24 protein-coding genes are annotated in these 26,370 nt (G+C 60.0%); 20 read left to right on the top strand and 4 right to left on the bottom strand.

Features of this window, described 5'->3' with window-relative positions; genetic code table 11:
• Nucleotides 1–324 precede the first annotated feature (324 nt).
• Together Q7C20_RS23450 and Q7C20_RS23445 are read right to left on the bottom strand one after the other, a co-directional pair.
• Nucleotides 325–1,545 (bottom strand): CaiB/BaiF CoA transferase family protein, encoded by a 1,221-nt coding sequence (locus Q7C20_RS23450; protein ID WP_375070615.1) that lies wholly within the window; start codon nucleotides 1,543–1,545, stop codon nucleotides 325–327.
• Between the two features lie 12 nt (nucleotides 1,546–1,557).
• Nucleotides 1,558–2,739, bottom strand: coding sequence for an acyl-CoA dehydrogenase (locus Q7C20_RS23445; RefSeq protein ID WP_348054650.1), 1,182 nt, complete (start codon nucleotides 2,737–2,739; stop codon nucleotides 1,558–1,560).
• A 156-nt stretch (nucleotides 2,740–2,895) separates the two neighbouring features.
• Here Q7C20_RS23445 and Q7C20_RS23440 point away from each other — a divergent pair, with 156 nt between their 5' ends.
• From Q7C20_RS23440 to Q7C20_RS23345, 20 genes are all read left to right on the top strand, one after another.
• The gene (locus Q7C20_RS23440) at nucleotides 2,896–3,795 is read left to right on the top strand and encodes a LysR family transcriptional regulator (RefSeq protein ID WP_375070612.1); all 900 of its coding nucleotides are present in this window, start codon (nucleotides 2,896–2,898) and stop codon (nucleotides 3,793–3,795) included.
• 452 nt (nucleotides 3,796–4,247) lie between these two features.
• Nucleotides 4,248–5,369 carry a Re/Si-specific NAD(P)(+) transhydrogenase subunit alpha gene (locus tag Q7C20_RS23435; RefSeq protein WP_375070610.1) on the top strand — a complete coding sequence of 374 codons (1,122 nt, stop codon included), beginning with the start codon at nucleotides 4,248–4,250 and terminating at the stop codon, nucleotides 5,367–5,369.
• 15 nt (nucleotides 5,370–5,384) lie between these two features.
• On the top strand, nucleotides 5,385–5,708 hold the full coding sequence (locus Q7C20_RS23430) for an NAD(P) transhydrogenase subunit alpha (protein WP_003170836.1): 324 nt from the start codon (nucleotides 5,385–5,387) through the stop codon (nucleotides 5,706–5,708).
• On the top strand, nucleotides 5,705–7,141 hold the full coding sequence (locus Q7C20_RS23425) for an NAD(P)(+) transhydrogenase (Re/Si-specific) subunit beta (RefSeq protein WP_375070608.1): 1,437 nt from the start codon (nucleotides 5,705–5,707) through the stop codon (nucleotides 7,139–7,141). Before Q7C20_RS23430 ends, Q7C20_RS23425 begins: the two co-directional genes overlap by 4 nt.
• 177 nt (nucleotides 7,142–7,318) lie before the next feature.
• Entirely contained in the window at nucleotides 7,319–8,812 is a 1,494-nt protein-coding gene (locus Q7C20_RS23420) for an acetyl-CoA hydrolase/transferase family protein (protein WP_375070606.1), read from the top strand.
• A 318-nt stretch (nucleotides 8,813–9,130) separates the two neighbouring features.
• On the top strand, nucleotides 9,131–9,343 hold the full coding sequence (locus tag Q7C20_RS23415; RefSeq protein WP_049710714.1) for a DUF1127 domain-containing protein: 213 nt from the start codon (nucleotides 9,131–9,133) through the stop codon (nucleotides 9,341–9,343).
• Nucleotides 9,344–9,605: 262 nt separating this feature from the next.
• Complete coding sequence (locus Q7C20_RS23410; RefSeq protein WP_375070603.1) at nucleotides 9,606–9,713, top strand: DUF1127 domain-containing protein; 108 nt, start codon at nucleotides 9,606–9,608, stop codon at nucleotides 9,711–9,713.
• A gap of 159 nt (nucleotides 9,714–9,872) precedes the next feature.
• Nucleotides 9,873–10,193, top strand: coding sequence for a DUF2388 domain-containing protein (locus Q7C20_RS23405; RefSeq protein ID WP_348054655.1), 321 nt, complete (start codon nucleotides 9,873–9,875; stop codon nucleotides 10,191–10,193).
• 105 nt (nucleotides 10,194–10,298) lie between these two features.
• Nucleotides 10,299–10,607, top strand: a complete 309-nt coding sequence (locus Q7C20_RS23400) for a DUF2388 domain-containing protein (protein WP_375070600.1) — start codon at nucleotides 10,299–10,301, stop codon at nucleotides 10,605–10,607.
• A gap of 39 nt (nucleotides 10,608–10,646) precedes the next feature.
• Nucleotides 10,647–10,967: a DUF2388 domain-containing protein gene (locus Q7C20_RS23395; RefSeq protein WP_375070598.1), complete on the top strand. Its 321-nt coding sequence runs from the start codon at nucleotides 10,647–10,649 to the stop codon at nucleotides 10,965–10,967.
• Complete coding sequence (locus tag Q7C20_RS23390) at nucleotides 10,964–12,925, top strand: DUF4105 domain-containing protein (protein WP_375070596.1); 1,962 nt, start codon at nucleotides 10,964–10,966, stop codon at nucleotides 12,923–12,925. Before Q7C20_RS23395 ends, Q7C20_RS23390 begins: the two co-directional genes overlap by 4 nt.
• Before the next feature lie 270 nt (nucleotides 12,926–13,195).
• Nucleotides 13,196–14,503 (top strand): CitMHS family transporter, encoded by a 1,308-nt coding sequence (locus tag Q7C20_RS23385; RefSeq protein WP_375070594.1) that lies wholly within the window; start codon nucleotides 13,196–13,198, stop codon nucleotides 14,501–14,503.
• Nucleotides 14,504–14,568: 65 nt separating this feature from the next.
• Complete coding sequence (locus tag Q7C20_RS23380) at nucleotides 14,569–15,336, top strand: TerC family protein (protein ID WP_348054660.1); 768 nt, start codon at nucleotides 14,569–14,571, stop codon at nucleotides 15,334–15,336.
• A 212-nt stretch (nucleotides 15,337–15,548) separates the two neighbouring features.
• The gene (locus Q7C20_RS23375; RefSeq protein WP_348054661.1) at nucleotides 15,549–17,207 is read left to right on the top strand and encodes a Na/Pi cotransporter family protein; all 1,659 of its coding nucleotides are present in this window, start codon (nucleotides 15,549–15,551) and stop codon (nucleotides 17,205–17,207) included.
• A 58-nt stretch (nucleotides 17,208–17,265) separates the two neighbouring features.
• Nucleotides 17,266–18,648, top strand: a complete 1,383-nt coding sequence (locus Q7C20_RS23370; protein WP_375070592.1) for a M16 family metallopeptidase — start codon at nucleotides 17,266–17,268, stop codon at nucleotides 18,646–18,648.
• Between the two features lie 70 nt (nucleotides 18,649–18,718).
• Nucleotides 18,719–19,750 carry a DUF5924 family protein gene (locus Q7C20_RS23365; protein WP_375070590.1) on the top strand — a complete coding sequence of 344 codons (1,032 nt, stop codon included), beginning with the start codon at nucleotides 18,719–18,721 and terminating at the stop codon, nucleotides 19,748–19,750.
• A 54-nt stretch (nucleotides 19,751–19,804) separates the two neighbouring features.
• Nucleotides 19,805–20,953, top strand: a complete 1,149-nt coding sequence (locus Q7C20_RS23360) for an MlaE family ABC transporter permease (RefSeq protein ID WP_375070588.1) — start codon at nucleotides 19,805–19,807, stop codon at nucleotides 20,951–20,953.
• Nucleotides 20,950–21,753: an ABC transporter ATP-binding protein gene (locus Q7C20_RS23355; protein WP_375070586.1), complete on the top strand. Its 804-nt coding sequence runs from the start codon at nucleotides 20,950–20,952 to the stop codon at nucleotides 21,751–21,753. Before Q7C20_RS23360 ends, Q7C20_RS23355 begins: the two co-directional genes overlap by 4 nt.
• A gap of 1 nt (nucleotide 21,754) precedes the next feature.
• A complete protein-coding gene (locus Q7C20_RS23350; protein WP_375070584.1) occupies nucleotides 21,755–22,693 on the top strand; it encodes an MlaD family protein in 939 nt (312 codons plus the stop codon).
• Nucleotides 22,690–23,349: an ABC-type transport auxiliary lipoprotein family protein gene (locus Q7C20_RS23345; protein WP_375070582.1), complete on the top strand. Its 660-nt coding sequence runs from the start codon at nucleotides 22,690–22,692 to the stop codon at nucleotides 23,347–23,349. The genes Q7C20_RS23350 and Q7C20_RS23345 overlap by 4 nt, the downstream gene beginning before the upstream one ends.
• Before the next feature lie 85 nt (nucleotides 23,350–23,434).
• On the opposite strand, the gene Q7C20_RS23340 is transcribed toward Q7C20_RS23345, so the two are convergent.
• The gene (locus Q7C20_RS23340) at nucleotides 23,435–24,664 is read right to left on the bottom strand and encodes a nucleoside recognition domain-containing protein (protein ID WP_348054668.1); all 1,230 of its coding nucleotides are present in this window, start codon (nucleotides 24,662–24,664) and stop codon (nucleotides 23,435–23,437) included.
• A 97-nt stretch (nucleotides 24,665–24,761) separates the two neighbouring features.
• On the bottom strand, nucleotides 24,762–26,093 hold the full coding sequence (gene gltP / locus Q7C20_RS23335) for a glutamate/aspartate:proton symporter GltP (protein WP_348054669.1): 1,332 nt from the start codon (nucleotides 26,091–26,093) through the stop codon (nucleotides 24,762–24,764).
• Nucleotides 26,094–26,370 lie beyond the last annotated feature (277 nt).

The following is a 26,370-nucleotide window of genomic DNA, read 5'->3' as shown; positions in this document are numbered from 1 at the left end:
CGAATTCTACAGCGTTACACGCTGCTGTCAACACCTCTTTTTCTCCGCTTTCGACCGAGAAGATCGAAACGTTAATAAAGCTAAACAACACTGCTCTATTAACTCCTTCTGGGCTTCGATGAACTGAAGCAACTCGCTGTCGATTCTTGCGTAACTCTTTGTTTACTAAGGAGTTTTCCGTTTCGACTGCGCCGGAAGTGGGGCGAATTATAGACTTCCAGAATCTGCCGTCAACCCTTTATTACGCTTTTCTATCAATTACTTAGGTTTGATCAAAAAACCACCAAAAAGAACCAATTAACTCTTCTATATAGAAGAGCGCACTCAGATAACACCCGACTCTTTTAAAGCAGCCACGTTGGCCGCCCCCAGCCCTAGAACGTCTTGCAGTACCTTGGCCGTATGCTCTCCTAATAGAGGAGGCGCACTGCGATACTCCACAGGCGTCTTGGACAAACGCATCGGGCTGGCAACCTGAGGCACCATCCCCGCCAGCGGATGCGGTAATGCCATTGCCAACCCGCGCGCTTTCACCTGGGGGTCGGCAAACACCTGCTCCAGATCATTGATCGGCCCGCAGGGCACACCCACGCGTTCCAGCTGCGCCACCCACTCAGCCGTCGTCTTGAAGACCGTGGCCTGACGAATCAGCGGAATCAGCTCAGCGCGATTGGCCACCCGCACCTTATTAGTGGCGAAGCGCGGATCATCCGCCCACTGCGGCTGCCCAGCCACTTCAGCGAACTTGCGAAACTGCCCGTCATTACCCACGGTCAGGATGAAGTCGCCATCTGCCGTGGGGAAATCCTGGTACGGCACGATATTAGGATGAGCATTACCCAGCCGCTTGGGTGACACACCCGTCGTCAGGTAATTCATTGCCTGGTTAGCCAGGCAGGCGACCTGCACGTCCAGCAATGCCATGTCGATATGTTGCCCGCCACCGTCATGATCCCGATGAGCCAACGCCGCCAGAATCGCAACCGTCGAGTAGAGCCCCGTCAGGATGTCGGTCAGCGCCACGCCGACCTTCACCGGCCCGGCACCCTCATCGCCCTCAGGTCGGCCGGTGAGACTCATCAGCCCACCCAAGCCCTGAATCATGAAGTCGTAGCCTGCACGCCCCGCGTAAGGCCCGGTCTGACCAAACCCGGTGATCGAGCAATAGATCAACTCCGGATTAATCTCCTTCAGCGATTCATAATCCAGCCCATAGGCTGCCAGACCGCCCACCTTGAAGTTCTCGATCAGGATGTCGGACTTGGCCGCCAGGTCACGCACCAGCTTCTGCCCCTCCGGCCGCGTGAAGTCGATGGTCACCGACTCCTTATTGCGGTTGGCCGACAGGTAGTACGCCGCCTCACTGGTGTTCTCACCATAGGCATCCTTAAGGAAGGGCGGCCCCCACGCACGCGTGTCATCCCCATTACCCGGCCGCTCGACCTTGATGACCTCCGCACCAAGGTCCGCAAGAATCTGCCCGGACCAGGGGCCCGCCAGCACTCGCGATAAATCCAGTACCCGCAGATGTGAAAGCGCGCCCATGCCGTGCTCCTATTAATAGAAAGCCTGAAGACCGGTTTGCGCGCGCCCAAGGATCAAGGCATGCACGTCATGGGTCCCCTCATAGGTGTTCACCACTTCCAGGTTGACCAAGTGACGCGCCACCCCGAATTCGTCGGATATGCCGTTGCCACCCAACATGTCCCGCGCCATGCGCGCGATATCCAGGGATTTGCCGCACGAGTTGCGCTTCATGATCGATGTGATCTCAACCGCCGCCGTACCTTCATCTTTCATACGCCCCAAACGCAGACAGCCCTGCAAGGCGAGGGTGATCTCCGTCTGCATATCCGCCAGCTTCTTCTGGATCAACTGAGTCGCTGCCAGTGGGCGGCCAAACTGTTGACGGTCCAGAGTGTACTGGCGGGCGGTGTGCCAGCAGAACTCGGCAGCACCCAGCGCCCCCCAGGAAATGCCGTAGCGCGCCGAGTTAAGGCAGGTGAATGGCCCCTTCAAGCCGCGCACATCCGGGAAAATGTTCTCGTCCGGCACAAACACATTGTCCATCACGATCTCACCGGTGATGGAGGCGCGCAGGCCGACCTTGCCGTGAATCGCCGGAGCGCTCAGCCCCTTCCAGCCTTTCTCGAGGACAAACCCGCGGATATCGCCGGCATCGTCCTTGCCCCACACCACGAACACATCGGCGATCGGGCTATTGGTGATCCACATCTTCGCGCCGGTCAGGCTGTAGCCGCCGTCCACCTTGCGCGCACGGGTAATCATCGCACCCGGGTCGGAGCCGTGGTCAGGTTCAGTCAGGCCGAAGCAGCCGATCCACTCGCCGGAAGCCAGTTTTGGCAGGTACTTCTGCTTTTGCGCCTCGGTGCCAAACTCATTGATGGGCACCATGACCAGTGAGGACTGCACACTCATCATCGAGCGGTAGCCGGAATCGACACGCTCGACCTCACGGGCAATCAACCCGTAGCTGACGTAGTTCAAGCCACTGCCGCCGTACTGCTCTGGAATCATTGCGCCCAGCAGGCCGATTTCGCCCATTTCGCGAAAGATTGCAGGGTCGGTCTTCTCATGACGGAAGGCTTCGAGCACACGGGGCGCCAATTTGCTCTGGGCGAACTGCTCAGCACTGTCGCGCACCATGCGCTCTTCTTCGGTGAGCTGTTGATCCAGCAGCAGTGGATCGATCCAGTTGAAGCTTGCCTTGCCAGCCATGAATAAGTCCTCGCGAAGAAATCAGAAGTCGTAGAAGCAGACTAGGCCGCGCAGGCGAGGAGGGCAAACGAGGTTTGTGCATAGGGTTGTGCTAATTTCTCACTTCGAAACCGCGACGAATGCCATAAAAGCGTTTTTCAAGTGAGGACAAGGTACATGCGCAGAAAAATTCCCAGCACCACCGCCCTGGTCAGTTTTGAGGCAGCAGCCCGCCACGAGAGCTTTACAAAGGCGGCGCACGAGCTTTCCATCACCCAAGGCGCGATCTGCCGACAAATTGCGAGTCTTGAGGAGTTTTTGAGTGTCGAGCTGTTTCGCCGCTCTCGGCGCGGCGTAAAACTGACTGAAGCCGGGCTGTCTTACAGCCGCCGCGTGGCCATGCAGCTGGATGCCGTAGAACGCGACACCTTGTCAGTAATGGGACAGCAGGGCGCCAACGTCATCGAACTGGCGGTGGTGCCTACCTTCGGCACCCAATGGCTGATCCCTCGCCTCAAGGATTTCCAGGTCAAGCACCCGGAGGTCACGGTCAACCTTACCAACCGCACGCGACCCTTCCTGTTTGCCGATACCGAATTCGACGCAGCGATCTACTTCGGCGATGCCGACTGGTCCGGTACCGAATCCCACCGGCTGATGGGCGAGAACCCCGTGCCCGTCTGCAGCCCGCGATTACTCGGGACGCGAACCCGTTTCAGTCCACATGAAATCGCAGAGCTGCCACTGCTGCAGCAAACCACTCGGCCTTACGCTTGGCGCCAGTGGTTTAACGCCCGGCAGCTCAACGTGCCCCGCGACATGACAGGCCCTCGTTACGAGCTATTCTCGATGTTGTCCCAGGCGGCCATGCATGACATGGGCATAGCGCTGATACCGCCGTTCCTCATTCAGCGCGAGCTGGACGAGCAGCAATTAGTGATCGCCAACCCTGAAGCACTGACCAGCTCGAAAGCTTATTACCTGATAATTCCTGAGAGAAAGGTCGAATCGGCCTCATTGCACGCATTCAGAGACTGGTTAATTGATCAATCGCAGCACTACAGCCCAAGCGTTTAAAGGTGATCAGCATATTGCTGACCCTGTAGTCAGCTAAATTAAGACGCTACAGATATACGTATATGTCGCATTTAAGCAGACTGTACTTATCGATCATAAATCCCCTCCAACACCTTATTTTTCATGGCTTGCAGCGACTATTACCTGCCAATGCACGACCATTCACAGCAATCATTCAAAACCACTCAAAAAACAGCCAAATCTCTTTAAACACCTGTATTTAAAGCGGTTATTCCAAACCAATGCGACAATCAGTCACAGGGTGACTTGTAGTTAATTTTTCGTCACCCGTCATAATTCCTTGATGACCGTAAAGTTCGCCTGCAAAATGCCGCGCCCCGCTGTCATTTCGGCGGGATCGTGCTGATCGGTCGCCCCAGATGCGCTCCTCACGGTGCACTGGCCTTTTTACAAAAAGATCAAAAGCAAAAAGATCATGCAGGAGATTTGACGTGCACATTGGTGTTCCTCTCGAAACCCAGACCGGTGAAACGCGGGTGGCTGCCACCCCGGAAACCATCAAGAAGCTGATCGGCCAGGGCCATAAGGTCACTGTACAAAGCGGCGCAGGCATTAACGCCAGCATCGTCGACAGTGCCTATGAAACGGCAGGCGCGACCATTGGCAGTGCCAACGATGCGTTTGGCGCAGAGCTGATTCTCAAGGTGGTTGCCCCCAGCGACAGCGAACTGGCGCGAATCAAAAGCGGCACCGTATTGGTGGGCATGCTCAACCCGTTCAGCAACGAAACCATCGCCAGGCTGGCCGAGCGCGGCATCACCGCCTTTGCGCTTGAAGCTGCGCCGCGCACCTCTCGGGCCCAGAGCCTGGACGTGTTGTCGTCCCAGGCCAACATCGCCGGCTATAAAGCAGTATTGCTGGCCGCCCATCACTACCCGCGCTTCATGCCGATGCTGATGACCGCCGCCGGCACTGTTAAGGCTGCCCGCGTGCTGATTCTCGGCGCAGGCGTCGCAGGCTTGCAGGCCATCGCCACAGCGAAACGTCTGGGTGCGGTGATCGAAGCGTCTGACGTACGCCCGGCCGTGAAAGAGCAGATCGAGTCCCTCGGCGCCAAGTTCGTCGACGTGCCTTACGAAACCGATGAAGAACGCGAATGCGCCGTCGGCGTCGGCGGTTACGCACGCCCGATGCCGAGCAGCTGGATGCAACGCCAGGCCTTGGCTGTGCACGAACGCGCCAAGCTTGCCGACATCGTCATCACCACTGCGCTGATTCCAGGCCGCAAAGCACCGACGCTGCTGAGCGCCGACACCGTGGCGCAAATGAAGCCTGGCTCGGTGGTCATCGACCTCGCCGCTGCCCAAGGCGGCAACTGCCCGCTGACCGTCGCCGACCAGGTGGTGGTGCAGAACGGCGTGATCATTTGCGGCCCTACCAACCTGGCCGGTGCCGTCGCCGCCGATGCTTCTGCTTTATATGCACGCAACCTGCTGGACTTTCTGAAGCTGGTCTTCAACAAGGAAGGGCAGTTTGAAATCAACCTCGAAGACGACATCGTCGCCGCGTGCCTGATGTGCCGCGACGGCCAAGTCATCCGCAAAAACGCCTAAGCAGGGATCCAGACGATGGAAGAGCTTATCTCCCCCGGTATCTACAACCTGATCATCTTTGTGCTGGCGATTTATGTCGGTTACCACGTGGTCTGGAACGTAACGCCCGCGCTGCACACGCCGCTGATGGCGGTGACCAACGCGATTTCCGCGATCGTTATCGTCGGCGCCATGTTGGCTGCGGCGCTCACCGTGACTCCGCTAGGCAAAACCATGGGCACGCTGGCCGTGGCGCTTGCGGCGGTTAATGTGTTCGGTGGTTTCCTGGTCACGCGCCGCATGCTCGAGATGTTCAAGAAGAAAGCCCCGAAAGTAAAAGAAGAGGCGCCATCGTCATGAGCATGAATCTCGTCACGACGCTCTACCTGATCGCGTCGATCTGCTTTATCCAGGCCCTCAAAGGCCTGTCGCACCCAACCACCTCGCGACGCGGCAACCTGTTCGGCATGCTCGGCATGGCGCTGGCGGTGCTCACCACCGTGGGCCTCATCTATAAGCTCGGCGCTGAGCTTGCCACCGCTGGAATCGGCTATGTGATTGTGGGCCTGCTGGTCGGCGGCACTGCCGGTTCGATCATGGCCAAGCGCGTTGAAATGACAAAGATGCCGGAGCTGGTCGCATTCATGCACAGCATGATCGGCCTGGCAGCGGTGTTTATTGCCATTGCGGCGGTGGTCGAGCCGCAATCGCTGGGCATCGTCAAACACTTGGGCGACGCGATCCCGGCGGGTAACCGCTTGGAGCTGTTCCTCGGCGCAGCCATTGGTGCAATTACCTTCTCCGGTTCGGTTATCGCGTTCGGCAAGCTGTCGGGCAAGTACAAGTTCCGCCTGTTTCAGGGCGCACCGGTACAGTTCGGAGGTCAACACAAACTCAACCTGGTGTTGGGCCTGGCGACGCTGGGTCTTGGACTGGTGTTCATGTTCACCGGCAACCTCACAGCCTTCGCGCTGATGCTGGCCCTGGCCTTCGTGTTGGGCGTGCTGATCATCATCCCGATTGGCGGTGCCGACATGCCGGTCGTGGTCTCGATGCTCAACAGCTACTCTGGCTGGGCGGCGGCGGGCATTGGCTTCTCGCTGAACAACTCGATGCTGATCATCGCCGGCTCACTGGTGGGCTCCAGCGGCGCGATCCTGTCGTACATCATGTGCAAGGCGATGAACCGTTCCTTCTTTAATGTACTGCTGGGCGGTTTCGGCAACGCACCGGACGCCGGCGCAGCGGCAGGTTCGAAAGAGGCCCGACCGGTGAAATCCGGTTCGGCCGATGACGCAACCTTCCTGCTGACCAACGCCGACACCGTGATCATTGTGCCGGGCTATGGCCTCGCGGTTGCCCGGGCGCAACATGCGCTCAAGGAACTGACCGAGAAGCTGACCCACCGCGGCGTGACCGTGAAGTACGCGATCCATCCGGTGGCAGGCCGCATGCCCGGCCACATGAACGTGCTGCTCGCCGAGGCGGAAGTGCCTTACGACCAGGTGTTCGAGATGGAAGACATCAACTCCGAATTCGGCCAGGCCGACGTGGTGCTGGTGCTCGGCGCGAACGACGTGGTCAACCCGGCCGCCAAGAATGATCCCACCTCGCCGATTGCCGGCATGCCGATCCTCGAAGCGTTCAAGGCCAAGACCATCATCGTCAACAAGCGCTCGATGGCCAGCGGCTACGCCGGCCTGGACAACGAGTTGTTCTACCTGGACAAGACCATGATGGTCTTCGGTGATGCCAAAAAGGTCATCGAAGACATGGTCAAAGCCGTCGAATAACACTGCGCCAGCGCAATACAAAAACCCTGGCCTCCCGTAGGCTGGGGTTTTTTAACGCTTATGAAACCCGACCAAAGGCTCTAAATCGCGCCCCGGCATTCGACCATGGTAGCGGGCCGAATTTTTTTGAAATCACTAAACTGCCCACCTTGCTTCCGTAGCCCGAGATAACAATCCATGCACCGTGAACGTATCCGCTTGCCTTCGTTGTTGAACAAGGTCATGAGCGCGGCAGACGCCGCAGCGCTGATCGAGGACGGCATGACCGTCGGCATGAGCGGCTTCACCCGCGCCGGTGAAGCCAAGGCCGTCCCCCACGCCCTGGCCGAACGCGCCAAGACTTCCCCGCTGAAAATCACCTTGATGACCGGCGCCAGCCTGGGCAATGACCTGGACAAGCAACTGACCGAAGCCGGCGTGCTGTCCCGCCGTATGCCATTTCAAGTCGACAGTACCTTGCGTAAGGCCATCAACGCCGGCCAAGTGATGTTTATCGACCAGCATTTGTCGGAAACCGTCGAGCAACTGCGCAACAATCAGCTCAAGTTGCCGGACATTGCCGTGATCGAAGCCGTCGCCATCACTGAGCAAGGGCATATCGTGCCCACGACCTCCGTCGGCAACTCGGCCAGCTTTGCGATTTTCGCCAAGCAGGTGATCGTCGAGATCAACCTCGCGCACAACCCGAATCTGGAAGGGCTGCACGACATCTATATCCCGACTTACCGGCCGACCCGCACGCCGATCCCGCTGGTGAAAGTCGACGACCGCATTGGCAGCACCGCGATTCCGATCCCGCCGGAGAAGATCGTCGCCATCGTGATCACCAATCAGTCCGACTCCGCCTCGACCGTAACGCCGCCGGACGCCGATACCCAAGGCATTGCCAATCACCTGATCAACTTTCTCAAGCAGGAAGTGGACGCCGGGCGCATGACCAACAAGCTCGGCCCGCTGCAGGCCGGGATCGGCAACATCGCCAACGCAGTGATGTGTGGCCTGATCGACTCGCCGTTCGAAGACCTCACCATGTATTCAGAAGTGTTGCAGGACTCGACCTTCGACCTGATCGACGCCGGCAAACTGAGCTTTGCCTCCGGCAGCTCGATCACCTTGTCGGAGCGGCGCAATGCCGACGTTTTCGGCAACCTGGAGCACTACAAGGACAAGTTGGTACTGCGCCCGCAGGAAATCTCCAACCACCCTGAAGTGGTACGGCGCCTCGGGATTATCGGGATCAACACCGCGCTGGAGTTCGATATCTATGGCAACGTCAACTCCACCCACATCTGCGGCACGCGGATAATGAACGGCATTGGCGGCTCCGGGGACTTCGCGCGCAACGCGCACCTGGCGATCTTCGTGACCAAATCGATTGCCAAAGGCGGCGCGATTTCCAGCGTGGTGCCGATGGTCAGTCATGTGGACCACACCGAGCATGACGTGGACATCCTTGTGACCGAAGTAGGCCTGGCCGACCTGCGCGGCCTGGCGCCACGCGAGCGTGCACGGGTGATCATCGACAACTGTGTGCACCCGGCCTACCGCGATGCGCTGAACACTTACTTCAATACAGCCTGCGCCATCGGCGGCCACACGCCGCACATCCTGCGCGAAGCACTGAGTTGGCACATTAACCTGGAAGAAACCGGGCATATGCTCAAGGCTTGATTGATACAGATTCGGGCTGATGCAAACACAGTTTCATCAGCTCGGCTTCCCAACTCGCACTTCTGCAAAAAACTGTACTGCTGTACCGGTCTTTTCCTACCGAAATATCCCGCACACTTCACTGAAAACACCTATTTCGCACTGTTTAAGTGCGGACAGGTACAGTTGCCCCATTTACGTACAGTACAGCCGCTATAAACAGTTAACTGGCCTCTCACAATACAGGTGAACTGTATCTGGAGAGTCTTGCGCCGGAAGCGGATCATTGGCATCAGTTAAACCACTACCTAATCCCGCCACAAGCGGAAGGATGTCACCATGGAACGTACACTCAGTTCCGATCTGTTCTCCGAAAAAGCTGTAAACAACCAAGCTGCAATGCCTTTGCGCGTTCTCGCCAACCTGATGTTGTGGCAGCGTCGCATCTCCAGCCGCCATCAACTGGCTCGCCTGGATTCGCGTCTGCTGGCTGACGCCGGTATCAGCGAAGCTCAACGCTACGAAGAGCTGAGCAAGCCGTTCTGGCGCTGATTCAGCGCTCGCTGGCCCTGACCTGACGGGTCCACTGCCAGCACTCTGATTTGTCAAAACAAAGCCCGCCCCGGGAAACCGGAGGCGGGCTTTGTTGTTTCCGGCATCTGGATTTCAAGGGCCAAACAAACCCATTGCATGCAGACAAGTACAGTTTAAAAAACATAACAATTTATAGGTACAATTCTGCATGGGTGTATCTGTAATGGTTGTGTCAGGCCGCTCAACATGGTGTTCCAGGACCTCACTAAAGGCGCTCACCATGACAACCCACCAACTGGCCCAGCTCGATTCCCGTGAACTGTCCGACGCCGGTATCACCTCGGGCGACCGAACGGCGGAGTTGTCCAAGCCCTTTTGGCGTGGCTAACCCGCCAAGAGGCTTCCCCAACGGATAAACGGCAGCTTAAGATCCACTCCCTACGTGGCGAACCTTGTAGAACTGGCGTCTGATGCTCAACAGCAACAATGCCCGTTTCACAGTGGCCGCTTTGCGCCGCTTTATTCGTTCATCTACAGGAGTCATTCCATGTCCCGTCTTCGTCTGCTGAGTGCTGCCGCCCTGTTGGCCGTAGCTGCCAACGCCAACGCGAGCAGCTTCATTGTGACCACCGACTCCATCGTCGGCGCACTGAAAGCCACTTCCGACGCCAGCTCCGATGCCACTTCGTCCCTGCGCGACAACAAAGTGGTGCAGGCCGCCCGTGACGACGCTGCCAGCTTTGTCGCCAGTGAAGGCGCCATCCGTGGGGTGAAACTGGAAAGCGCCCTGGCTGAGATCCGCCAACAAGCGCCGCAACTGAATACCGCCACCGACGCACAGTTGGCCCAGGCCATTCTGGCCATCTGACGGTAGATGAAATTTGGAAGCGCCAGGCGCTTCCAAATGTGTCAGCGCTGGCTCTCGCTTGGGCATTGCGCTAGCCTTGGCGCTCGCTTTCAGTTGTCGAGTCCCATGGCTTTTTCATACCGTCTATTGATTGTTCCCGTGTTGTTTTCCGCCTGCTGGTCGCCCTTGGCTTCGGCCTTTGAAACGACCGCCCAGAGCACCGTCATCAGTGCGTACGCCACCAGCAAGGTGACGTCTGCACCTTTTGACAGAAAGTTGGTATTGGCCGCCCAGGATGATGCAGCCGCGTTTATTGCCACTGACGGCCAATGGCGGGGTGCACGACTGGAATCCGCACTGGATTACCTGCGCCGCACCCGGCCAAAACTTCATGCAAGCGACCTTGAACTGGCGCAGGCAATTCTCGTCCAATAATCATCGTGTATTTCCATCTTTGTATTCTGGAGTTATTCCATGCGTAGCCCGCTGATCGCCGCCGCTCTCGGCCTGCTGTTGTTGGCCGATGTTGCCCACGCGCAAACCTTGAAGGCCACCAGTAACATTATCGTGCGAGCCTCTGCGCGCACCATTGATTTCACCTCGGACACCACCACCTCAATCCGCGACTCCAAAGTCGTACGCGAAGCCCACGATGACGCCGCCAGCTTCGTCGCCAGCGACGGCGAAATCCGTGGCGCGCAACTGGAAGCCGCGTTCGACACCCTGCGCACCCGCGTACCGGAAGCCCGCGACGCCACCGACCAGACCCTCGCCGAAGCTATCCTCGCTCTGTGAGGCGATTCGTCGCGTGGCTCCTGGCCGGGACTGTGCTGCTCTGTGCAGGCGCAGCCCAGGCCAGCCTGCAACTGCGGCTCAAGACCGACGGCCTGAGCCCGGCCGAACAGCAGGCCAGCCAGGCATTGCTCGATGAAGCCATGCGCTCTTTGCCACCGCGCTTTATCGAGCAGTTGGACCGGCGCATTGATGTCGGCTGGACCGACAAGATGCCGGAAAACGCTTACGGCCAGGCCTCTTTGGTGTCCGAACTGGACCTCAACAGCAACCTGCTCGCCAGCCTGACCGACGGCAGCGCCGCCACCCAAAAGACCAATCGCCCCCACGGCACTGTGCGCCGCGAAATGCTCGCCACCGTGCTGCACGAACTGACCCACATTTATGACCGCGCGCGCCTATGGACCAAAGAGGACCGCGCGCTGATCAATCGCTGCAGCCGCCAGAACAACATCACCGGCCTGATTGGTTTGCCCGATCAATGCCGGGGTCAAAACGACCGCCGCTTTACCCTCAGTGACGATCCGCGCCTGCTGGACCTTGCCGGCTGGCCGCAATACGTGGGCCGTCGCGGAGAGCGCGAACAAAACAACCATCAGGTTGCGCGCAGCCCGGACATCTACGAAACCACCAGCCCGCTGGAGTTCGTGGCGGTCAACATGGAGTATTTCCTGCTCGACCCAAGTTACGCCTGCCGCCGTCCCTCGCTGTTCCGCTATTACAAGGAACACTTCGGCTGGGCGCCGCCGGAACAGGACACCTGCGCCAAGACTTACGCGTTCCTGAACGCGGGCAACGATTTCGCCAAGACTCCGCTGGGCCAGATCGACCCGGAGCGCGTTTACGAAATCGACTACCTGCTGGCTGAAGCCAATGAAAATCTGGTGAGCCGCTGGGGCCACAGCATGTTGCGCCTGGTGATTTGCGCGCCCGGCCGCCCGCGCGGCCCGGATTGCCGGCTGGATCTGGACCAGCATCTGGTGTTGTCCTACCGCGCCTTCGTCGGTGACGTACAGCTGTCGAGCTGGGACGGCCTGGTCGGCAAATACCCGTCGCGCCTGTTTGTATTGCCGCTGTCCCAAGTCATCGATGAATACACCAAGACCGAACTGCGCGGCCTGGCCTCTGTGCCGCTCAAGCTCTCGCGCCAGGAAATCAACGACACCGTCGAACACGCCGCCGAGATGCACTGGAGTTACGACGGCAATTACTTCTTTATTTCCAACAACTGCGCGGTAGAGAGCCTGAAACTGCTGCGCAGTGGCAGTGCCAACCCGCAATTGACTGGCCTGGACAACATCACCCCCAACGGCTTGCTGGAAGTCCTCGCCGCGCGCGGTCTGGCCGACACCAGCGTGTTGAACGACAAACGCGAAGCGCTGCGTCTGGGTTATCACTTTGACTCGTTCCGCGAGCGCTACCAGGCGATGTTCGACGTGCTGCGCAAGCACCTGCCGATCAAGCAGACAAGGGTTGAAGACTGGCTGTCCCTCAGCGCAGAAGAACGCCGCCAATGGTTCAGCCAGGCCGACCTGCGCACCAGCGCCGCGCTGTTGTTGCTGGAACAGGCCAGCTATCGCAAGCAATTGATGCTGGCCCAGGACGAAGTCAAACAGCGCTACCTCAATGCCCGTGAGTTGAAAAACGGCGGCATGGAGAAAGCTAACAACACGCTGCAACAAATCCTCACCAATAGCGGCTTCCTCAGCCGCCCGGCGGAACTGCTCGGCAGCGGTGGCTACGGCTTGCCGCAACCGTCGGAATCCAAACGCCTCGAATCCGAAAGCGCCCAGCGCCAGAAGCAGCTGCAATCGTTGACCGGCGACCTGGATAAAGAGGTGAGGGCACTGTTGGATCCTTCCCGCGCCGACGAAATCGCCGCCTGCGAAGCCAACCTCAAGCAGATGGGCGAACACCTGCGCGCGTTGCACAAAGCCGTTGGCGGCCTTGAACTGCCCTGAAACCTGCTGCCGAACGCAGTCCAACTGTGGGAGCCTAAAGACCGTGTGTCCCCTGTTTTTCCAGCGAAAGCTGGCTGAAAGCTTCCCCGTCTAGGATCGCCTCCACTGCCGGCAACAGACCGGCTATTAACAACAACAATGGTGATTCCTGATGTCCGTTCCTACCCGCCTGTGTGCCCCAACTCCGCCCGTACGCCTCGTGCCTTTCGTACTGCGCTGACCGCCACCCGGTTCGCCATTCCCTAGCCACGCTACGCCTGGAGTATTCCTATGCTGACTTTCCTTGGCTTTGCCATGGTCATCACGTTCATGTTCCTGATCATGACCAAGCGCCTGTCTGCGCTGATCGCTCTGATCATCGTGCCAATCCTGTTCGCGCTGTTCGGCGGTTTCGCACCGAAGATCGGCCCGATGATGCTCGAAGGCATCACCAAGCTCGCGCCGACCGGCGTGATGCTGATGTTCGCCATCCTCTACTTTGCCCTGATGATCGACTCCGGCCTGTTTGACCCGGCCGTGCGCAAGATCCTCAAGATGGTCAAGGGCGACCCGCTGAAAGTCTCGGTCGGCACCGCCGTGCTGGCGCTGGTCGTCTCCCTCGACGGTGACGGCGCCACCACCTACATGATCTGCGTGGCCGCCATGCTGCCGCTGTACCAGCGCATCGGCATGAGCCCGCGGATCATGGCCGGCCTGATCATCCTCGCCGGTGGCGTGATGAACATGACCCCCTGGGGTGGCCCGACCGCCCGCGCCGCCAGTGCGCTGCATGTGGACCCATCGGATATTTTCGTGCCGATGATCCCGGCCATGGCCGCAGGCGTCGTGGCGATCCTGGTGATTGCCTACCTGTACGGCAAGCGCGAACGCGCCCGACTGGGTGAGTTGCACCTGCAAGGTGACGATATCGACCACAGCGAAATCAGCGTGTCGCAATACCCGGATGCCCGCCGTCCGAAACTGATCTGGTTCAACGGCGCGCTGACCCTGGCCCTGATGTGCACACTGATCGCTGGCCTGCTGCCATTGCCCGTGCTGTTCATGGTGGCGTTCAGTATCGCGATGATCGTCAACTACCCGTGCCTGCAACAGCAGAAAGACCGTGTCGCCGCCCACGCCGGCAGCGTACTGGCGGTCGTCGGGTTGATCTTCGCCGCCGGTATCTTCACTGGCATCCTGTCGGGCACCGGCATGGTCGACGCCATGTCCAAGAGCCTGCTGGCGGTCATCCCGGAAGCGATGGGCCCGTACCTGGCCGTGATCACCGCGCTGGTGAGCATGCCGTTCACCTTCTTCATGTCCAACGACGCGTTCTACTACGGCGTGCTGCCGGTACTCGCCGAAGCCGCCAGCCACTACGGCATCACCGCCGTGGAAATGGCCCGCGCCTCCATCGTTGGCCAACCCGTGCATTTGCTCAGCCCGCTGGTACCCTCGACCTACCTGCTGGTGGCTCTGGCCGGTATCGAATTTGGCGATCACCAGCGCTTCACCCTCAAGTGGGCAGTGCTGGTGTGCCTGTGCATAATGTTCGCTGCTTTGCTGATGGGGATTTTTCCGCTGTTCAGCACTCTATAATCCTACACACCCAACCGCGCGGCGCTGCAGCTTGCGCGGTTTAACACTTGCTCAAAGGAATACACATGGAATGGCTGACCAATCCGGAAATCTGGATTGCCTTCTTCACCCTGACGGCCCTCGAGATCGTCCTGGGCATCGATAACATCATCATGATTTCGATCCTGGTCAGCCGCATGCCCAAGCATATGCAGGCGCGCACCCGGATCTTCGGTTTGGCGCTGGCCATGGTCACGCGGATCCTGTTGCTGCTGTCGATCACCTGGGTCATGCAACTCACCGCCGACTTGTTCGTGGTGTTCGGCCAAGGCATTTCCGGTCGCGACCTGATCCTGTTCTTCGGTGGCCTGTTCCTGCTGTGGAAAAGCTCGCAAGAGATGTACCACGCGCTCGAGGGCGAAGACGAAACCCACGACGAGCCGGGTGGCAAGGGTGGCAAGTTCATCTACACCATCATCCAGATCGCGATTATCGACATCGTGTTCTCGCTGGACTCGGTGATCACCGCCGTCGGCATGGTCTCCCACGTGCCGGTCATGGTTGCAGCCATCGTCGTGGCGGTGCTGGTGATGATGCTGGCCGCCGGCACCATCAGCGAATTCATCGACAAGCACCCGTCGCTGAAAATGCTCGCGCTGTCGTTCCTGCTGGTCGTAGGTACCGTGCTGATCGCCGAATCCTTCGGTGTGCACGTACCGAAAGGCTACGTCTACTTCGCCATGGCGTTCTCGCTGGCGGTGGAAGCGGTCAACATCAAGATGCGCACCTCGATCGCGAAAAAGCGCAAACAGCAAGACCCAGTGAAACTGCGCAAGGACATACCGGGTCAATAAAACGCACCCGCTGCTGAAAAAGGGGCTTTCGAGCCCCTTTTTTTCATCTGCAAAAAGCTGATTTCATGACAGTTTTGTTTCAAACACTACTTTAGCTATGCGATGCTGGCGCCGAGTCCATTCGCCAACTACAGCTTAAGCACAAGACGTAGAACGGCACGCGGTCAATTCACTTCGCTCCACTTGGGGCACACCCACACGGGGGGCCGAGCATGCTGACCTTGCTCAATCTGCTTTCCGCCGTGACCCTGCTTATCTGGGGCACGCACATCGTCCGTACCGGCATCTTGCGGGTCTACGGTTCCAACTTGCGCCAAGTCATCGGGCAGAACATGTCCAAGCGCTGGCTGGCATTTGTCGCCGGTATTCTGGTGACGGCCATGGTGCAGAGCAGTAACGCCACGGCCATGCTGGTCACATCCTTCGTCGGCCAAGGCCTGATGGGCTTGATGCCCGCCCTGGCGACCATGCTCGGCGCCGACGTCGGTACCGCATTGATGGCGCGGGTGCTGACATTCGACCTGTCCTGGCTGTCGCCGCTGCTGATTTTTCTCGGGGTGATTTTCTTCCTGTCGCGCAAACAGACGCGGGCAGGGCAGATGGGCCGTGTCGGGATCGGCCTGGGCCTGATCATTCTGGCGCTGCAATTGATCGTCGAGGCCGCCGAGCCGATTACTCACGCCCAAGGCGTCAAAGTCATCTTCGCCTCGCTGACCGGCGACATCTTGCTCGACGCCCTGGTCGGCGCACTGTTCGCGATGATTTCCTACTCCAGCCTGGCCGCCGTATTGCTCACCGCCACCCTGGCCGGCGCGGGTGTAATCGGCTTGCACGTGGCCATCGGCCTGGTAATCGGCGCCAACATTGGCAGCGGCGTGTTGGCGTTTCTCAGCACCAACATGCAAAACGCCGCCGGTCGCCAAGTGGCGCTGGGCAGCCTGCTGTACAAACTCATCGGCTTGCTGCTGATTATCCCGGTACTCGACCCTCTCGTACGCTGGATGGACGGTCTGGACTACAGCGCCCAAGGCATGGTCATTACCTTCCACGTTCTATACAACCTCAGTCGCTGCCTGATCCTGCTGCCGACGATCGGCCTGATGGCCCGCCTGTGTGCCTGGCTGCTGCCGGAACAGCCGGAGCTGAACGGCAAAGCCAAGCCGCGCCACCTCGACCTGGCCTCACTTGCCACCCCAAGCCTGGCGCTGGCCAACGCTGCGCGGGAAACCCTGCGCCTGGGCGACCTGATCGACAACATGCTCATGGCGATGCTCGAGGTGCTGAAAGGCAAACAAACCGCGATCACCCAGGAAATGCGCAGCCTCAGCGATGACGTCGAAGCGCTGTACAGCGCGATCAAGCTGTACCTGGCGCAAATGCCCCGCGAAGACCTCAGCGAACACGACAGTCGCCGATGGGCCGAGATCATCGAGCTGTCGATCAACCTGAAACTGGCCGGCGACCTGATCGAACGCATGCTGCGCAAGGTCCAGCAGCAAAAAACCTCACAGCGCCGCCAGTTTTCCGAAGTCGGCCTGGAAGAGCTCGCCGGCCTGCATACCCAGTTGATTGCCAACCTGCGCCTGGGCCTGACGGTGTTCCTCAGTGCCGACCCGGAAAGCGCTCGCCAATTGCTGCGCGAGAAACGCCGCTTCCGCGCCCAGGAACGCCGCCTGGCCCACGCCCACGTCAGCCGCTTGCAGCGCAAGATCGTCCAGAGCCTGGAGACCAGCTCCCTGCACCTGGAGCTGATTGCCGACATGAAGCGCCTCAACTCACTCTTCTGCAGCAGCGCTTATGTGGTGTTGGAAACCTCCGACACTGGCGCACTCTCGGCCGAAGATATTGCCGACATCACCCATTCGCCCTGAACGTAAGACGGCGAGTGAAGTCAGTTACCAATGGACTCCACTCGCCAGGAAGCTTGTTATGCGTCGCCTGTTATTCGCCTGCCTGCTCATGGGCTCTGCACACGCCTTTGCCTTTGACCGCCTGCAAGTCGAGGGCTACACCTTGCCCAACGGCCTGCAATTGCTGCTCAAACCGGGCACCGAGCGCGGGCACGTGGCCATTCGCCTGGTGGTGGGTGTAGGCCTGGATGACTTCAAGTGCGAGGAAAAAGAGCTGCCGCACTTGCTCGAACATGTGCTGTTCAGCGGCATCGACGGCGGCGGTGAAGGCGACCTCGAAGACCGCATGCAAGCCCTCGGCGGCGAGTGGAATGCGTACACCAGCAACGCCGATACCACCTTCGTGATCGAAGCCCCGGCACAAAACCAGCGCAAGGTGCTCGACCTGTTGCTGGCGATCCTCACCCGCACCGAACTGACTGACGCGAATATCAACGCTGCCAAGCAGGTGGTCGAGCGCGAAGACGGCGGCCACTACTCGCACCTGCAACGCCTGCTCGACCGTCAGGACCTGGGCCACACCGCCAGCAATCAACTGGCCGTGGAACTGGGCCTCAAATGCGCCGAGCGTGCCGAGGTCGATCACCTGACCCGCGACCAACTGGAGAAGCTGCGAAAAAGTTGGTACGCACCGAACAACATGACCCTGATCATCGTCGGCGACCTCGACAAACTGCTGCCCGCCTACCTGGAACGCACCTACGGCCAACTCGACCCGGTCGAGCCGAGTGAGCATCTGCCACTGCCGCAAATCCAGCACGCCGCTGCCAGCCACCGCGACCTGATCCACGGCTGGGTCGGTGACAGCGCCAAGCTGCACCTGCTGCTTCCCGAACCGGTGCTGGACGACGGGCATGATGAAACCTACGACTTGCTCAAGGACTACCTCGACTGGGCGCTGTACCGCCAGCTGCGTCTTAAGCACGGCTTGTCCTACGGCCCCTGGAGCGAACGTGAAGTGCTCGGCGGCGTCGGTTTCCTCAGCTTGAATGCCGACGTTGAGCGGGAAAACCTCCCGGAGGCCGAACAGGTGCTGCAAGACCTCAAGGCCCAGTTGCTTAAAGACGGCCTCGACCCGGCAACCTTCGCCCGCCTTAAACAAGCCGCCATCGCGCGCCAAGCGTGGGCGATTCAAGGTAACAGCGCGTTGGCCGACTATTATTGGAGCGCTGCCGGCGACTACAACAACGGCCGCTTCAGCGACCCGGTCAAACGCATCAAAGCCGTTAGCCTGGAACAAACCGACAAGGCCATGCGTCAAGTGTTTAACCAGCCGGGTTACTGGCGTATCGAGAAACCGTTGCTGAGCTACGACAGCCTCAGTTGGATCGGCGCCGGCGTCGTTGCACTGATCGCCATTGCGTTGGGCGGTATGCGGCTTTATCGCAAACGGGTCACGTAATGAGGCACCGAACACCGGGCCAAGACGTTATTCTGTCCGGGATTTTTCCTACACCAAATGTGAACTGCCAATGCCAAACCTGCCGCCCCTCGTCCAGCGCGTCATCGAACTGATCAAGCGCTACCCAGGGGTGATCGCACTCGGCGGTTTTATCTCGGGTGTGTGCAGCTTCATTCTGGTGGACCGCCAGCAAGGCATGGCCAGCTGGATCGCGGTCATCATGCTGGTGAGCTGGCTGTGGCTGATGCTGGAAAACAGCTTTACTCAACTGTTCGCCAAGGTATTCAAGCGCGAAATCCCCGAACCGCTGCTGCGTTACGCCACCCAGATGATCCACCAGGAAAGTCTGTTCTTCGTGCTGCCGTTCTTTTTCGTCACCACCGCGTGGAACAGCGGCCAGTCGGTGTTTACCGGCCTGCTCGGCGCGGCGGCGCTGGTGTCGATCATCGACCCGCTGTACTACAAGTGGCTGGCGCCGAAACGCTCGCTGTTCCTGGCGCTGCACACCCTGACCTTGTTTGCCGCGCTGCTCACCGCGCTGCCGATCATCCTGCACCTGACCACCGCCGAAAGTTACAAACTCGCACTCGGCGTAGCCATCGCACTGTCGATCCCAAGCCTGGCCGTGAGCCTGCCACTGCGCAGCCTCAAAGGCTGGGCGATGCTGCTGGGTGTGACGGCCGTCATTGGCTGCGCCGGTTGGTTCCTGCGCAGTTGGGTACCGCCGGCCACCCTGTGGATGACCGAAGTGGCGATCAGCACGCAGCTGCAAGACCGCACGCCGGGCGATGACCTGCGCGAAGTCAACGCCGCTCAACTGCGCAGCGGCGGGCTGTACGCCTACACCGCGATCAACGCCCCGCGCGGGCTGGACGAGCGCATCTACCATGTGTGGAAATTCAACGGCAAGGAAGTCGACCGCATCGCCCTGGATATCCACGGCGGGCGCAAGGAAGGCTACCGCGCCTGGACCCACAAGCAGAACTTCCCGCCCGAGGCCGTGGGTCGCTGGCAGGTGCAAGTGCTCACCGAAGACGGCCAGGTGATTGGCGTACTGCGCTTCAAAGTCACTGACACAGCACAAACGGACAACCCCAAGTAGGCGGTATCGTGCTATTACGTAGCCACTGTGGATAGCCAAACAAGCTCGGAGCTTATGACCACCAGCACGACAGCCGGCGCAGCCCTTCTCGACACCTCGACCACTCCGCCGTTACTCCGGATTACGGGGGACTGGACGCTTGCCCACTACGCCAACCTGAAGAAGCTGTCGGACAAGCTCGACGGTCAATACGACGCCGGCGCCCGCATCGAGCTTAACGGCCTCGGCACCCTGGACACCGCCGGCGCGTCGTTGCTGGTTGAGCTGCTTGGCCCCACCCGAATCGAGCATTCCACCGAGCAATCCGATTGCAGCCTGTCCACCGCCGACCGGGCGCTGCTCAAGACCGTCTACCGCTCCCTCAATGATTTTTGCGTACCCGACAAAGCACCGGAAGAAGCCGCCGGCATTCAGGTGTTGGCGCGCATCGGGCGGGCGGTGGACACGGTCTGGCAAGACAGCAAGCAACTGCTCGGGTTTATCGGCCTGATCCTCGAAACGTTCGCCCGGGGCATTCTCCGACCCAAGCGTTGGCGCATCACGCCGATGGTCGCGCACATCGAACAAACCGGGCTCGACGCGGCGCCCATCGTGGCCTTGCTGACTTTTCTGGTGGGCGCGGTAGTGGCGTTTCTCGGCGCCACCGTGCTTAAGAGCTTTGGCGCGACGGTGTTCACTGTCGACCTGGTGGCCTTCTCGTTCCTGCGCGAATTCGGCGTGTTGCTCACCGCGATCCTCATCGCCGGCCGCACCGCCAGTGCCTTCACCGCGCAAATCGGCTCGATGAAAGCCAACGAAGAAATCGACGCAATCCGCACACTGGGCCTGGACCCGATGGAGCTGCTGGTATTGCCGCGCGTGATGGCACTGCTGGTGTCGCTGCCGATGCTGACGTTTCTGGCGATGCTCTCGGGCATCGTCGGCGGCGGCGTGGTCTGCGCCGTGGCACTGGATATTTCACCGGCGATGTTTCTTTCGCTGCTGCAATCCGACATTGGCGTACAGCACTTCCTCGTCGGCATGGTGAAAGCGCCGATCTTCGCCTTTCTGATCGCGGCGATTGGCTGTCTTGAAGGCTTCAAGGTCAGTGGCAGTGCGGAGTCGGTCGGTGCCCACACCACCTCCAGCGTGGTGCAATCGATTTTCGTGGTGATCGTGCTGGATGCGGTGGCCGCAATGTTCTTTATGGAGATGGGCTGGTGAGTCGTCAACACCGTGCGCCGACAGAGGCGGTGATCGAAGTGCGCGGCCTGTGCAACCGCTTTGGCAGCCAGAGCGTGCACGAAAACCTCGATCTTGAGTTGTACAAAGGCGAGATTCTCGCGGTGGTCGGCGGCTCCGGCAGCGGCAAGTCAGTGCTGTTGCGCAGCATCGTCGGCCTGCGCCGGCCCAGTGAAGGCGAGGTGCGCGTATTCGGCAAAAACCTGCCCAACCTCTCCGAGCATGAACGCTCGCTGGTGGAACGGCGCTTTGGCGTGCTGTTCCAGAAGGGCGCGCTGTTTTCCTCGCTGACCGTCACCGAGAACGTCGCGCTGCCGTTGATTGAACATGCCGGCCTCAGCCGTCGTGATGCCGAGCACTTGGCCGCGGTGAAGCTGGCGCTGGCCGGGCTGCCGCTGTCGGCGGCGGATAAATACCCGGCGTCGCTGTCCGGCGGCATGATCAAGCGGGCCGCATTGGCGCGGGCCCTGGCGCTGGACCCGGACATCCTGTTTCTCGACGAACCCACCGCCGGCCTCGACCCGATTGGCGCGGCGCAATTTGATCAACTGATCCTGACCCTGCGCGATGCGCTGGGCCTGAGTGTGTTTCTGGTCACCCACGACCTCGACACGCTCTACACCATCACCGACCGCGTGGCGGTGCTGGCACAAAAGAAAGTGCTGGTGGCCGATGCCATCGATGTCGTCTCGGAAACCGACGACGCGTGGATTCACGAATATTTCCACGGCCCCCGTGGCCGCGCGGCATTGGATGCCGCTCAATCGCTAGACGAGGTATGACATGGAAACCCGAGCCCATCATGTGATGATCGGTCTGTTCAGCGTGATCGTGGTGGTCGGCGCGATGCTGTTCGGCCTGTGGCTGGCCAAGTCCAGCGTCGACAGCGCCTTCCAGGACTATGAAGTGGTGTTCAACGAAGCGGTCAGCGGCCTGTCCCAGGGCAGCGCGGTGCAGTACAGCGGGATCAAGGTGGGCGACGTCACCAGCTTGCGCCTGGACCCCAAAGACCCGCGCCGCGTATTGGCACGCATCCGCCTGGCCGGGCAAACGCCGATCAAGGAAGACACCCAGGCCAAGCTGGCGCTGACCGGCATCACCGGCACCTCGATCATCCAGCTAAGCGGCGGTACACCGCAAAGCCCGGAACTGCGGGGCAAAGACGGCAACCTGCCGGAAATCATCGCCTCGCCGTCGCCAATCGCGCGCCTGCTCAATAACAGCAACGACCTGATGACCAGCATCAACCTGCTGCTGCACAACGCTAACCACATGTTCTCCCGCGAGAACGTCGAGCGCCTGAGCAACACCCTCGACAACCTGCAACAAACCACCGGCGCCATCGCCGACCAACGCGGCGACATCAAGGTGGTGATGCAGCAACTGATGCAAGTGAGCAAACAGGCCAGCGCCGCGCTGGAACAAACCACCACGCTGATGCGCAGCGCCAACGGCTTGCTCAACGATCAAGGCAAGCAAGCTTTCGGCAGCGCCGAACAGGCCATGAAGTCCCTCGAAAAAAGCACCGCGACCATCAACACCTTGCTGACCGACAACAAGGACTCGGTCAACAGCGGCCTGCAAGGCCTCAACGAACTGGCGCCGGCCGTGCGCGAACTGCGCGAAACCCTCGGGTCGCTGCGCGCCATCTCCCGCCGCCTCGAAGCCAACCCAAGCGGTTACTTGCTGGGCAGCGACAAGAACAAGGAGTTCACGCCATGAAGCGTGCTTACCACATCATCGCTCCCGCGGCCTTGGCCCTGATCAGCGCCTGCTCGATCCTGCCCAAGCCGGACCCGTCCGACGTTTACCGCCTGGCTTCGGCGCAAGCCACCACTCAAGCCGCTCCAGTGAGTTGGTCGCTGCGCATCAGCAAACCGCAGACCAGCGAGTTTCTCGACAGCCCGCGCATTGCCGTGGTGCCCAATGGCGACCTGATCAGCAGCTACGCCAACTCGCGCTGGAGCGACCCGACGCCGGTGCTGCTGCGCAATCGGTTTATGGACGGCTTCCAGCGCGATGGGCGGGTGACGCTGCTGAGTACCGACGAGACCAACCTGCAGGCCGATTATGAGCTGGGCGGGCAGTTACAGGCGTTTCAGAGTGAGTACCGGGGCAGTGCGGTGGAGGTAGTGATTCGGCTGGATGCGCGGCTGGTGCGCGGGCGTGACCAGCGGATTATCGCCAGCCGGCGGTTTGAAGTGCGCCAGCCTGTCAGCGATACCAAGGTGCCGGCGGTGGTGGCCGGGTTTGGGGTGGCGGGGGATCAGTTGAACAGGCAGGTGGTTGATTGGGTGGTGCAGCAGGGCAATGGGGCCTTTGTGGCGAGGGAGCTTGCTCCCGCTGGGCTGCGCAGCAGCCCCAAAATCAGCCAGTGAGTTTTAACTGACACACCTGCGAAACCTTGTTGGGGCCGCTTCGCGGCCCAGCGGGAGCAAGCTCCCTCGCCACAGGATTTAAGCCTCAGCCAAAGAACCAGTAGCACACCGCGATCGCCGCCACCACACCGGCAAACTCAGCCAGCAACGCACAGCCAACGGCATGCCGCGCCCGCTGAATCCCCACCGACCCAAAGTACACCGCCAACACATAAAAGGTGGTTTCCGTACTGCCCTGAATCGTCGCCGCCACCAGTGCCGGGAAACTGTCCACACCCTTGGTCTGCATGGTCTCGATCAACAGCGCACGCGCGGCACTGCCTGAGAACGGCTTGACCATCGCGGTCGGCAAGGCGTCAACGAAACGCGTGTCCATGCCCGTCCAGGCCACCAGATGGCGAATCCCTTCCAGGCCAAAATCCAGTGCGCCGGAGGCGCGCAATACCCCAACCGCGCAGAGCATCGCCACCAGATACGGCAGCAGGTTCTTGGCAACGTCGAATCCCTCTTTGGCACCTTCGACAAACGCCTCGTACACCTTCACCTTGCGCAGCGCGCCGATCACCAAAAACAGCATGATCAGGCCAAACAGCGTCAGGTTGCCGAGGATCGAAGACAAGCCCGCCAGCGCCGTGGCCGACAACGTCGCCAGCAATGCCATGAAGCCGCCGAGGATCAGCGCACCGGGAACCAGGTACGCCAACACCACCGGATCCCACAGGCGCAGGCGTTGCATCACGGCCACCGACAGCAGGCCGACCAGGGTTGAGGCGCTGGTGGCCAACAGGATCGGCAGAAACACCAGTGTCGGGTCAGCAGCGCCTTGTTGGGCGCGGTACATAAAGATGGTCACCGGCAGCAACGTCAGCGAAGACGCATTGAGTACCAGGAACAAAATCTGCGCGTTGCTCGCGGTATTGGGGATGGGGTTGAGTTCCTGCAACGCCTTCATGGCCTTGAGGCCGATGGGCGTGGCAGCGTTGTCCAGGCCCAGGCCATTGGCAGCGAAGTTGAGGGTAATCAAACCGATGGCCGGATGGCCCGCCGGCACTTCCGGCATCAGGCGGCGGAACAGCGGCCCGAGGGCCTTGGCCAGCCAGTCGACGATCCCGGCTTTTTCGGCGATTCGCAAAAAGCCCAGCCACAAGGTCAGGGTGCCGAACAGCAGCACCATCACTTCCACCGACAATTTGGCCATGGCGAAAATGCTTTCGACCATCGCCGCGAAAATCCCGGCATTACCGCCGATCAGCCATTGCGCCAGTGCTGACACCATTGCCACGACAAAGAAGCCAAGCCACAGGCCATTGAGCATCAGTTAAATCCCCCGAAAGATGGGGCGAATGATAGCGGGGCTGACAGAAACGACAAACCCCGGAATTTTCCGGGGTTTGCTTTCAAGCCGTGAGCTGTCAGCCGCGAGTGGCTTGGGCGGTCGGCAAGGCTTCTTTGCTGCGCCAGTGCGGCAGGGAGTTCCAGTAGCGCTCGCCCTTGGCGTCGTCGTACATGCCTTCCCAACGGGAGATGACCAACACGGCCAAAGCATTGCCGATTACGTTGAGTGCGGTACGCGCCATGTCCATCACACGGTCGACACCGGCAATGAACGCCAGGCCTTCCAGCGGGATGCCCACGCTGCCCAGAGTGGCCAGCAGCACCACGAAGGACACGCCCGGCACGCCGGCGATGCCTTTGGAGGTGACCATCAGCGTGAGTACCAGCATCAATTGCTGGCCGATCGACAGGTCGATGCCGTACAGCTGGGCAATAAAGATCGCCGCGATGCTCTGGTACAGGGTCGAACCGTCGAGGTTGAACGAGTAGCCGGTCGGCACCACGAAGCTGCAAATGGCTTTCGGCGCGCCGTAGGCTTCCATCTTCTCGATCACGCGCGGCAGCACGGTTTCGGAGCTGGCGGTGGAGTAGGCCAGTACCAGCTCATCCTTGAAGATGCGCATCAGCTTGATCACCGAGAAGCCAAACAGGCGAGCGATCAGGCCCAGTACCACAAAGGCGAAGAACAAAATGGCGACGTAAACCAGGATCACCAGCTTGGCCAGCGGCAGCAGCGAGGCGAAGCCGAAGTTGGCGACGGTCACCGCGATCAATGCGAACACGCCAATCGGCGCGTACTTCATGATCATGTGGGTGACTTTGAACATGCTCTCGGAAACGCCCTGGAACATGGTCACCAGCGGCTCGCGCAGCTCGGGCTTGAGGCTCGACAAGCCGAGGCCGAACAACACCGAGAAGAAGATGATCGGCAGCATGTCGCCACGGGCCACGGCGGCAAAGATGTTCGACGGGATCAGGTTGAGGATCGTCTCGATGAACGCATGCTCATGCTGCACTTCGGCTGCGGTGGCGGTGTACTTGGAGATGTCGACAGTACCCAGGGTACTCATGTCGATGCCGGCGCCTGGGTGGAACAGGTTGGCCAACAGCAGGCCGACCACGATGGCGATGGTGGTGACGATTTCGAAGTAAAGGATGGTTTTGACGCCGATACGCCCGAGCTTTTTCGCGTCGCCCACACCGGCAATGCCGACGATCAGCGAGGAAATCACAATCGGGATCACGATCATCTTGATCAGGCGGATAAAGATATCGCCCGCTGGCTGCAACACATTGCTGATCCACCAGGCTTTTTCAGCACTGAAATGGTTGAGCACTGCACCGATTGCGATCCCCAGCACCAAACCGATGAGGATCTGCCAGGCGAGGCTTAGCTTTGCCTTCTTCATGTCATTACCCTTACTTCAAGTGGACTTAAGGCAAATGCGCCCGCTGCAACGCTCGAAAGCGAAAAAGTGTGTGCATCTGCCTCCGTAGAAGGTCACCGCAGCGTGGCCGAAATGGCTTACTGGCAGGCGAAAAAAGGCGCAACTATTCCCATGCAAGCGTGCGACGTCTAATGCCGTAAACGCCTACCCTATGCCGAATCGGCATGACTTTTATCGAAATTAACTGTCCGACTGGTCAGTTCGATTCCGCCATTACAGCGGGTGAATATGCCGTCGA

This window comes from Pseudomonas sp. AMR01 (assembly GCF_041946035.1).
Classification (GTDB): domain Bacteria; phylum Pseudomonadota; class Gammaproteobacteria; order Pseudomonadales; family Pseudomonadaceae; genus Aquipseudomonas; species Aquipseudomonas antarctica_B.
This window is presented reverse-complemented; position numbering and strand designations above follow the sequence as displayed.

Excerpts from the sequence above, each read along its gene's own strand:
- Q7C20_RS23360 (WP_375070588.1), top strand. The coding sequence starts at position 19,805 with ATGACCACCAGCACGACAGCCGGCGCAGCCCTTCTCGACACCTCGACC.
- Q7C20_RS23350 (WP_375070584.1), top strand. The coding sequence starts at position 21,755 with ATGGAAACCCGAGCCCATCATGTGATGATCGGTCTGTTCAGCGTGATC.
- Q7C20_RS23420 (WP_375070606.1), top strand. The coding sequence starts at position 7,319 with ATGCACCGTGAACGTATCCGCTTGCCTTCGTTGTTGAACAAGGTCATG.
- Q7C20_RS23370 (WP_375070592.1), top strand. The coding sequence starts at position 17,266 with ATGCGTCGCCTGTTATTCGCCTGCCTGCTCATGGGCTCTGCACACGCC.
- Q7C20_RS23365 (WP_375070590.1), top strand. The coding sequence starts at position 18,719 with ATGCCAAACCTGCCGCCCCTCGTCCAGCGCGTCATCGAACTGATCAAG.
- gltP (WP_348054669.1), bottom strand. The coding sequence starts at position 26,093 with ATGAAGAAGGCAAAGCTAAGCCTCGCCTGGCAGATCCTCATCGGTTTG.
- Q7C20_RS23450 (WP_375070615.1), bottom strand. The coding sequence starts at position 1,545 with ATGGGCGCGCTTTCACATCTGCGGGTACTGGATTTATCGCGAGTGCTG.
- Q7C20_RS23340 (WP_348054668.1), bottom strand. The coding sequence starts at position 24,664 with ATGCTCAATGGCCTGTGGCTTGGCTTCTTTGTCGTGGCAATGGTGTCA.
- Q7C20_RS23415 (WP_049710714.1), top strand. The coding sequence starts at position 9,131 with ATGGAACGTACACTCAGTTCCGATCTGTTCTCCGAAAAAGCTGTAAAC.
- Q7C20_RS23395 (WP_375070598.1), top strand. The coding sequence starts at position 10,647 with ATGCGTAGCCCGCTGATCGCCGCCGCTCTCGGCCTGCTGTTGTTGGCC.
- Q7C20_RS23445 (WP_348054650.1), bottom strand. The coding sequence starts at position 2,739 with ATGGCTGGCAAGGCAAGCTTCAACTGGATCGATCCACTGCTGCTGGAT.
- Q7C20_RS23410 (WP_375070603.1), top strand. The coding sequence starts at position 9,606 with ATGACAACCCACCAACTGGCCCAGCTCGATTCCCGTGAACTGTCCGAC.
- Q7C20_RS23405 (WP_348054655.1), top strand. The coding sequence starts at position 9,873 with ATGTCCCGTCTTCGTCTGCTGAGTGCTGCCGCCCTGTTGGCCGTAGCT.
- Q7C20_RS23385 (WP_375070594.1), top strand. The coding sequence starts at position 13,196 with ATGCTGACTTTCCTTGGCTTTGCCATGGTCATCACGTTCATGTTCCTG.
- Q7C20_RS23440 (WP_375070612.1), top strand. The coding sequence starts at position 2,896 with ATGCGCAGAAAAATTCCCAGCACCACCGCCCTGGTCAGTTTTGAGGCA.
- Q7C20_RS23375 (WP_348054661.1), top strand. The coding sequence starts at position 15,549 with ATGCTGACCTTGCTCAATCTGCTTTCCGCCGTGACCCTGCTTATCTGG.
- Q7C20_RS23345 (WP_375070582.1), top strand. The coding sequence starts at position 22,690 with ATGAAGCGTGCTTACCACATCATCGCTCCCGCGGCCTTGGCCCTGATC.
- Q7C20_RS23380 (WP_348054660.1), top strand. The coding sequence starts at position 14,569 with ATGGAATGGCTGACCAATCCGGAAATCTGGATTGCCTTCTTCACCCTG.
- Q7C20_RS23425 (WP_375070608.1), top strand. The coding sequence starts at position 5,705 with ATGAGCATGAATCTCGTCACGACGCTCTACCTGATCGCGTCGATCTGC.
- Q7C20_RS23400 (WP_375070600.1), top strand. The coding sequence starts at position 10,299 with ATGGCTTTTTCATACCGTCTATTGATTGTTCCCGTGTTGTTTTCCGCC.
- Q7C20_RS23430 (WP_003170836.1), top strand. The coding sequence starts at position 5,385 with ATGGAAGAGCTTATCTCCCCCGGTATCTACAACCTGATCATCTTTGTG.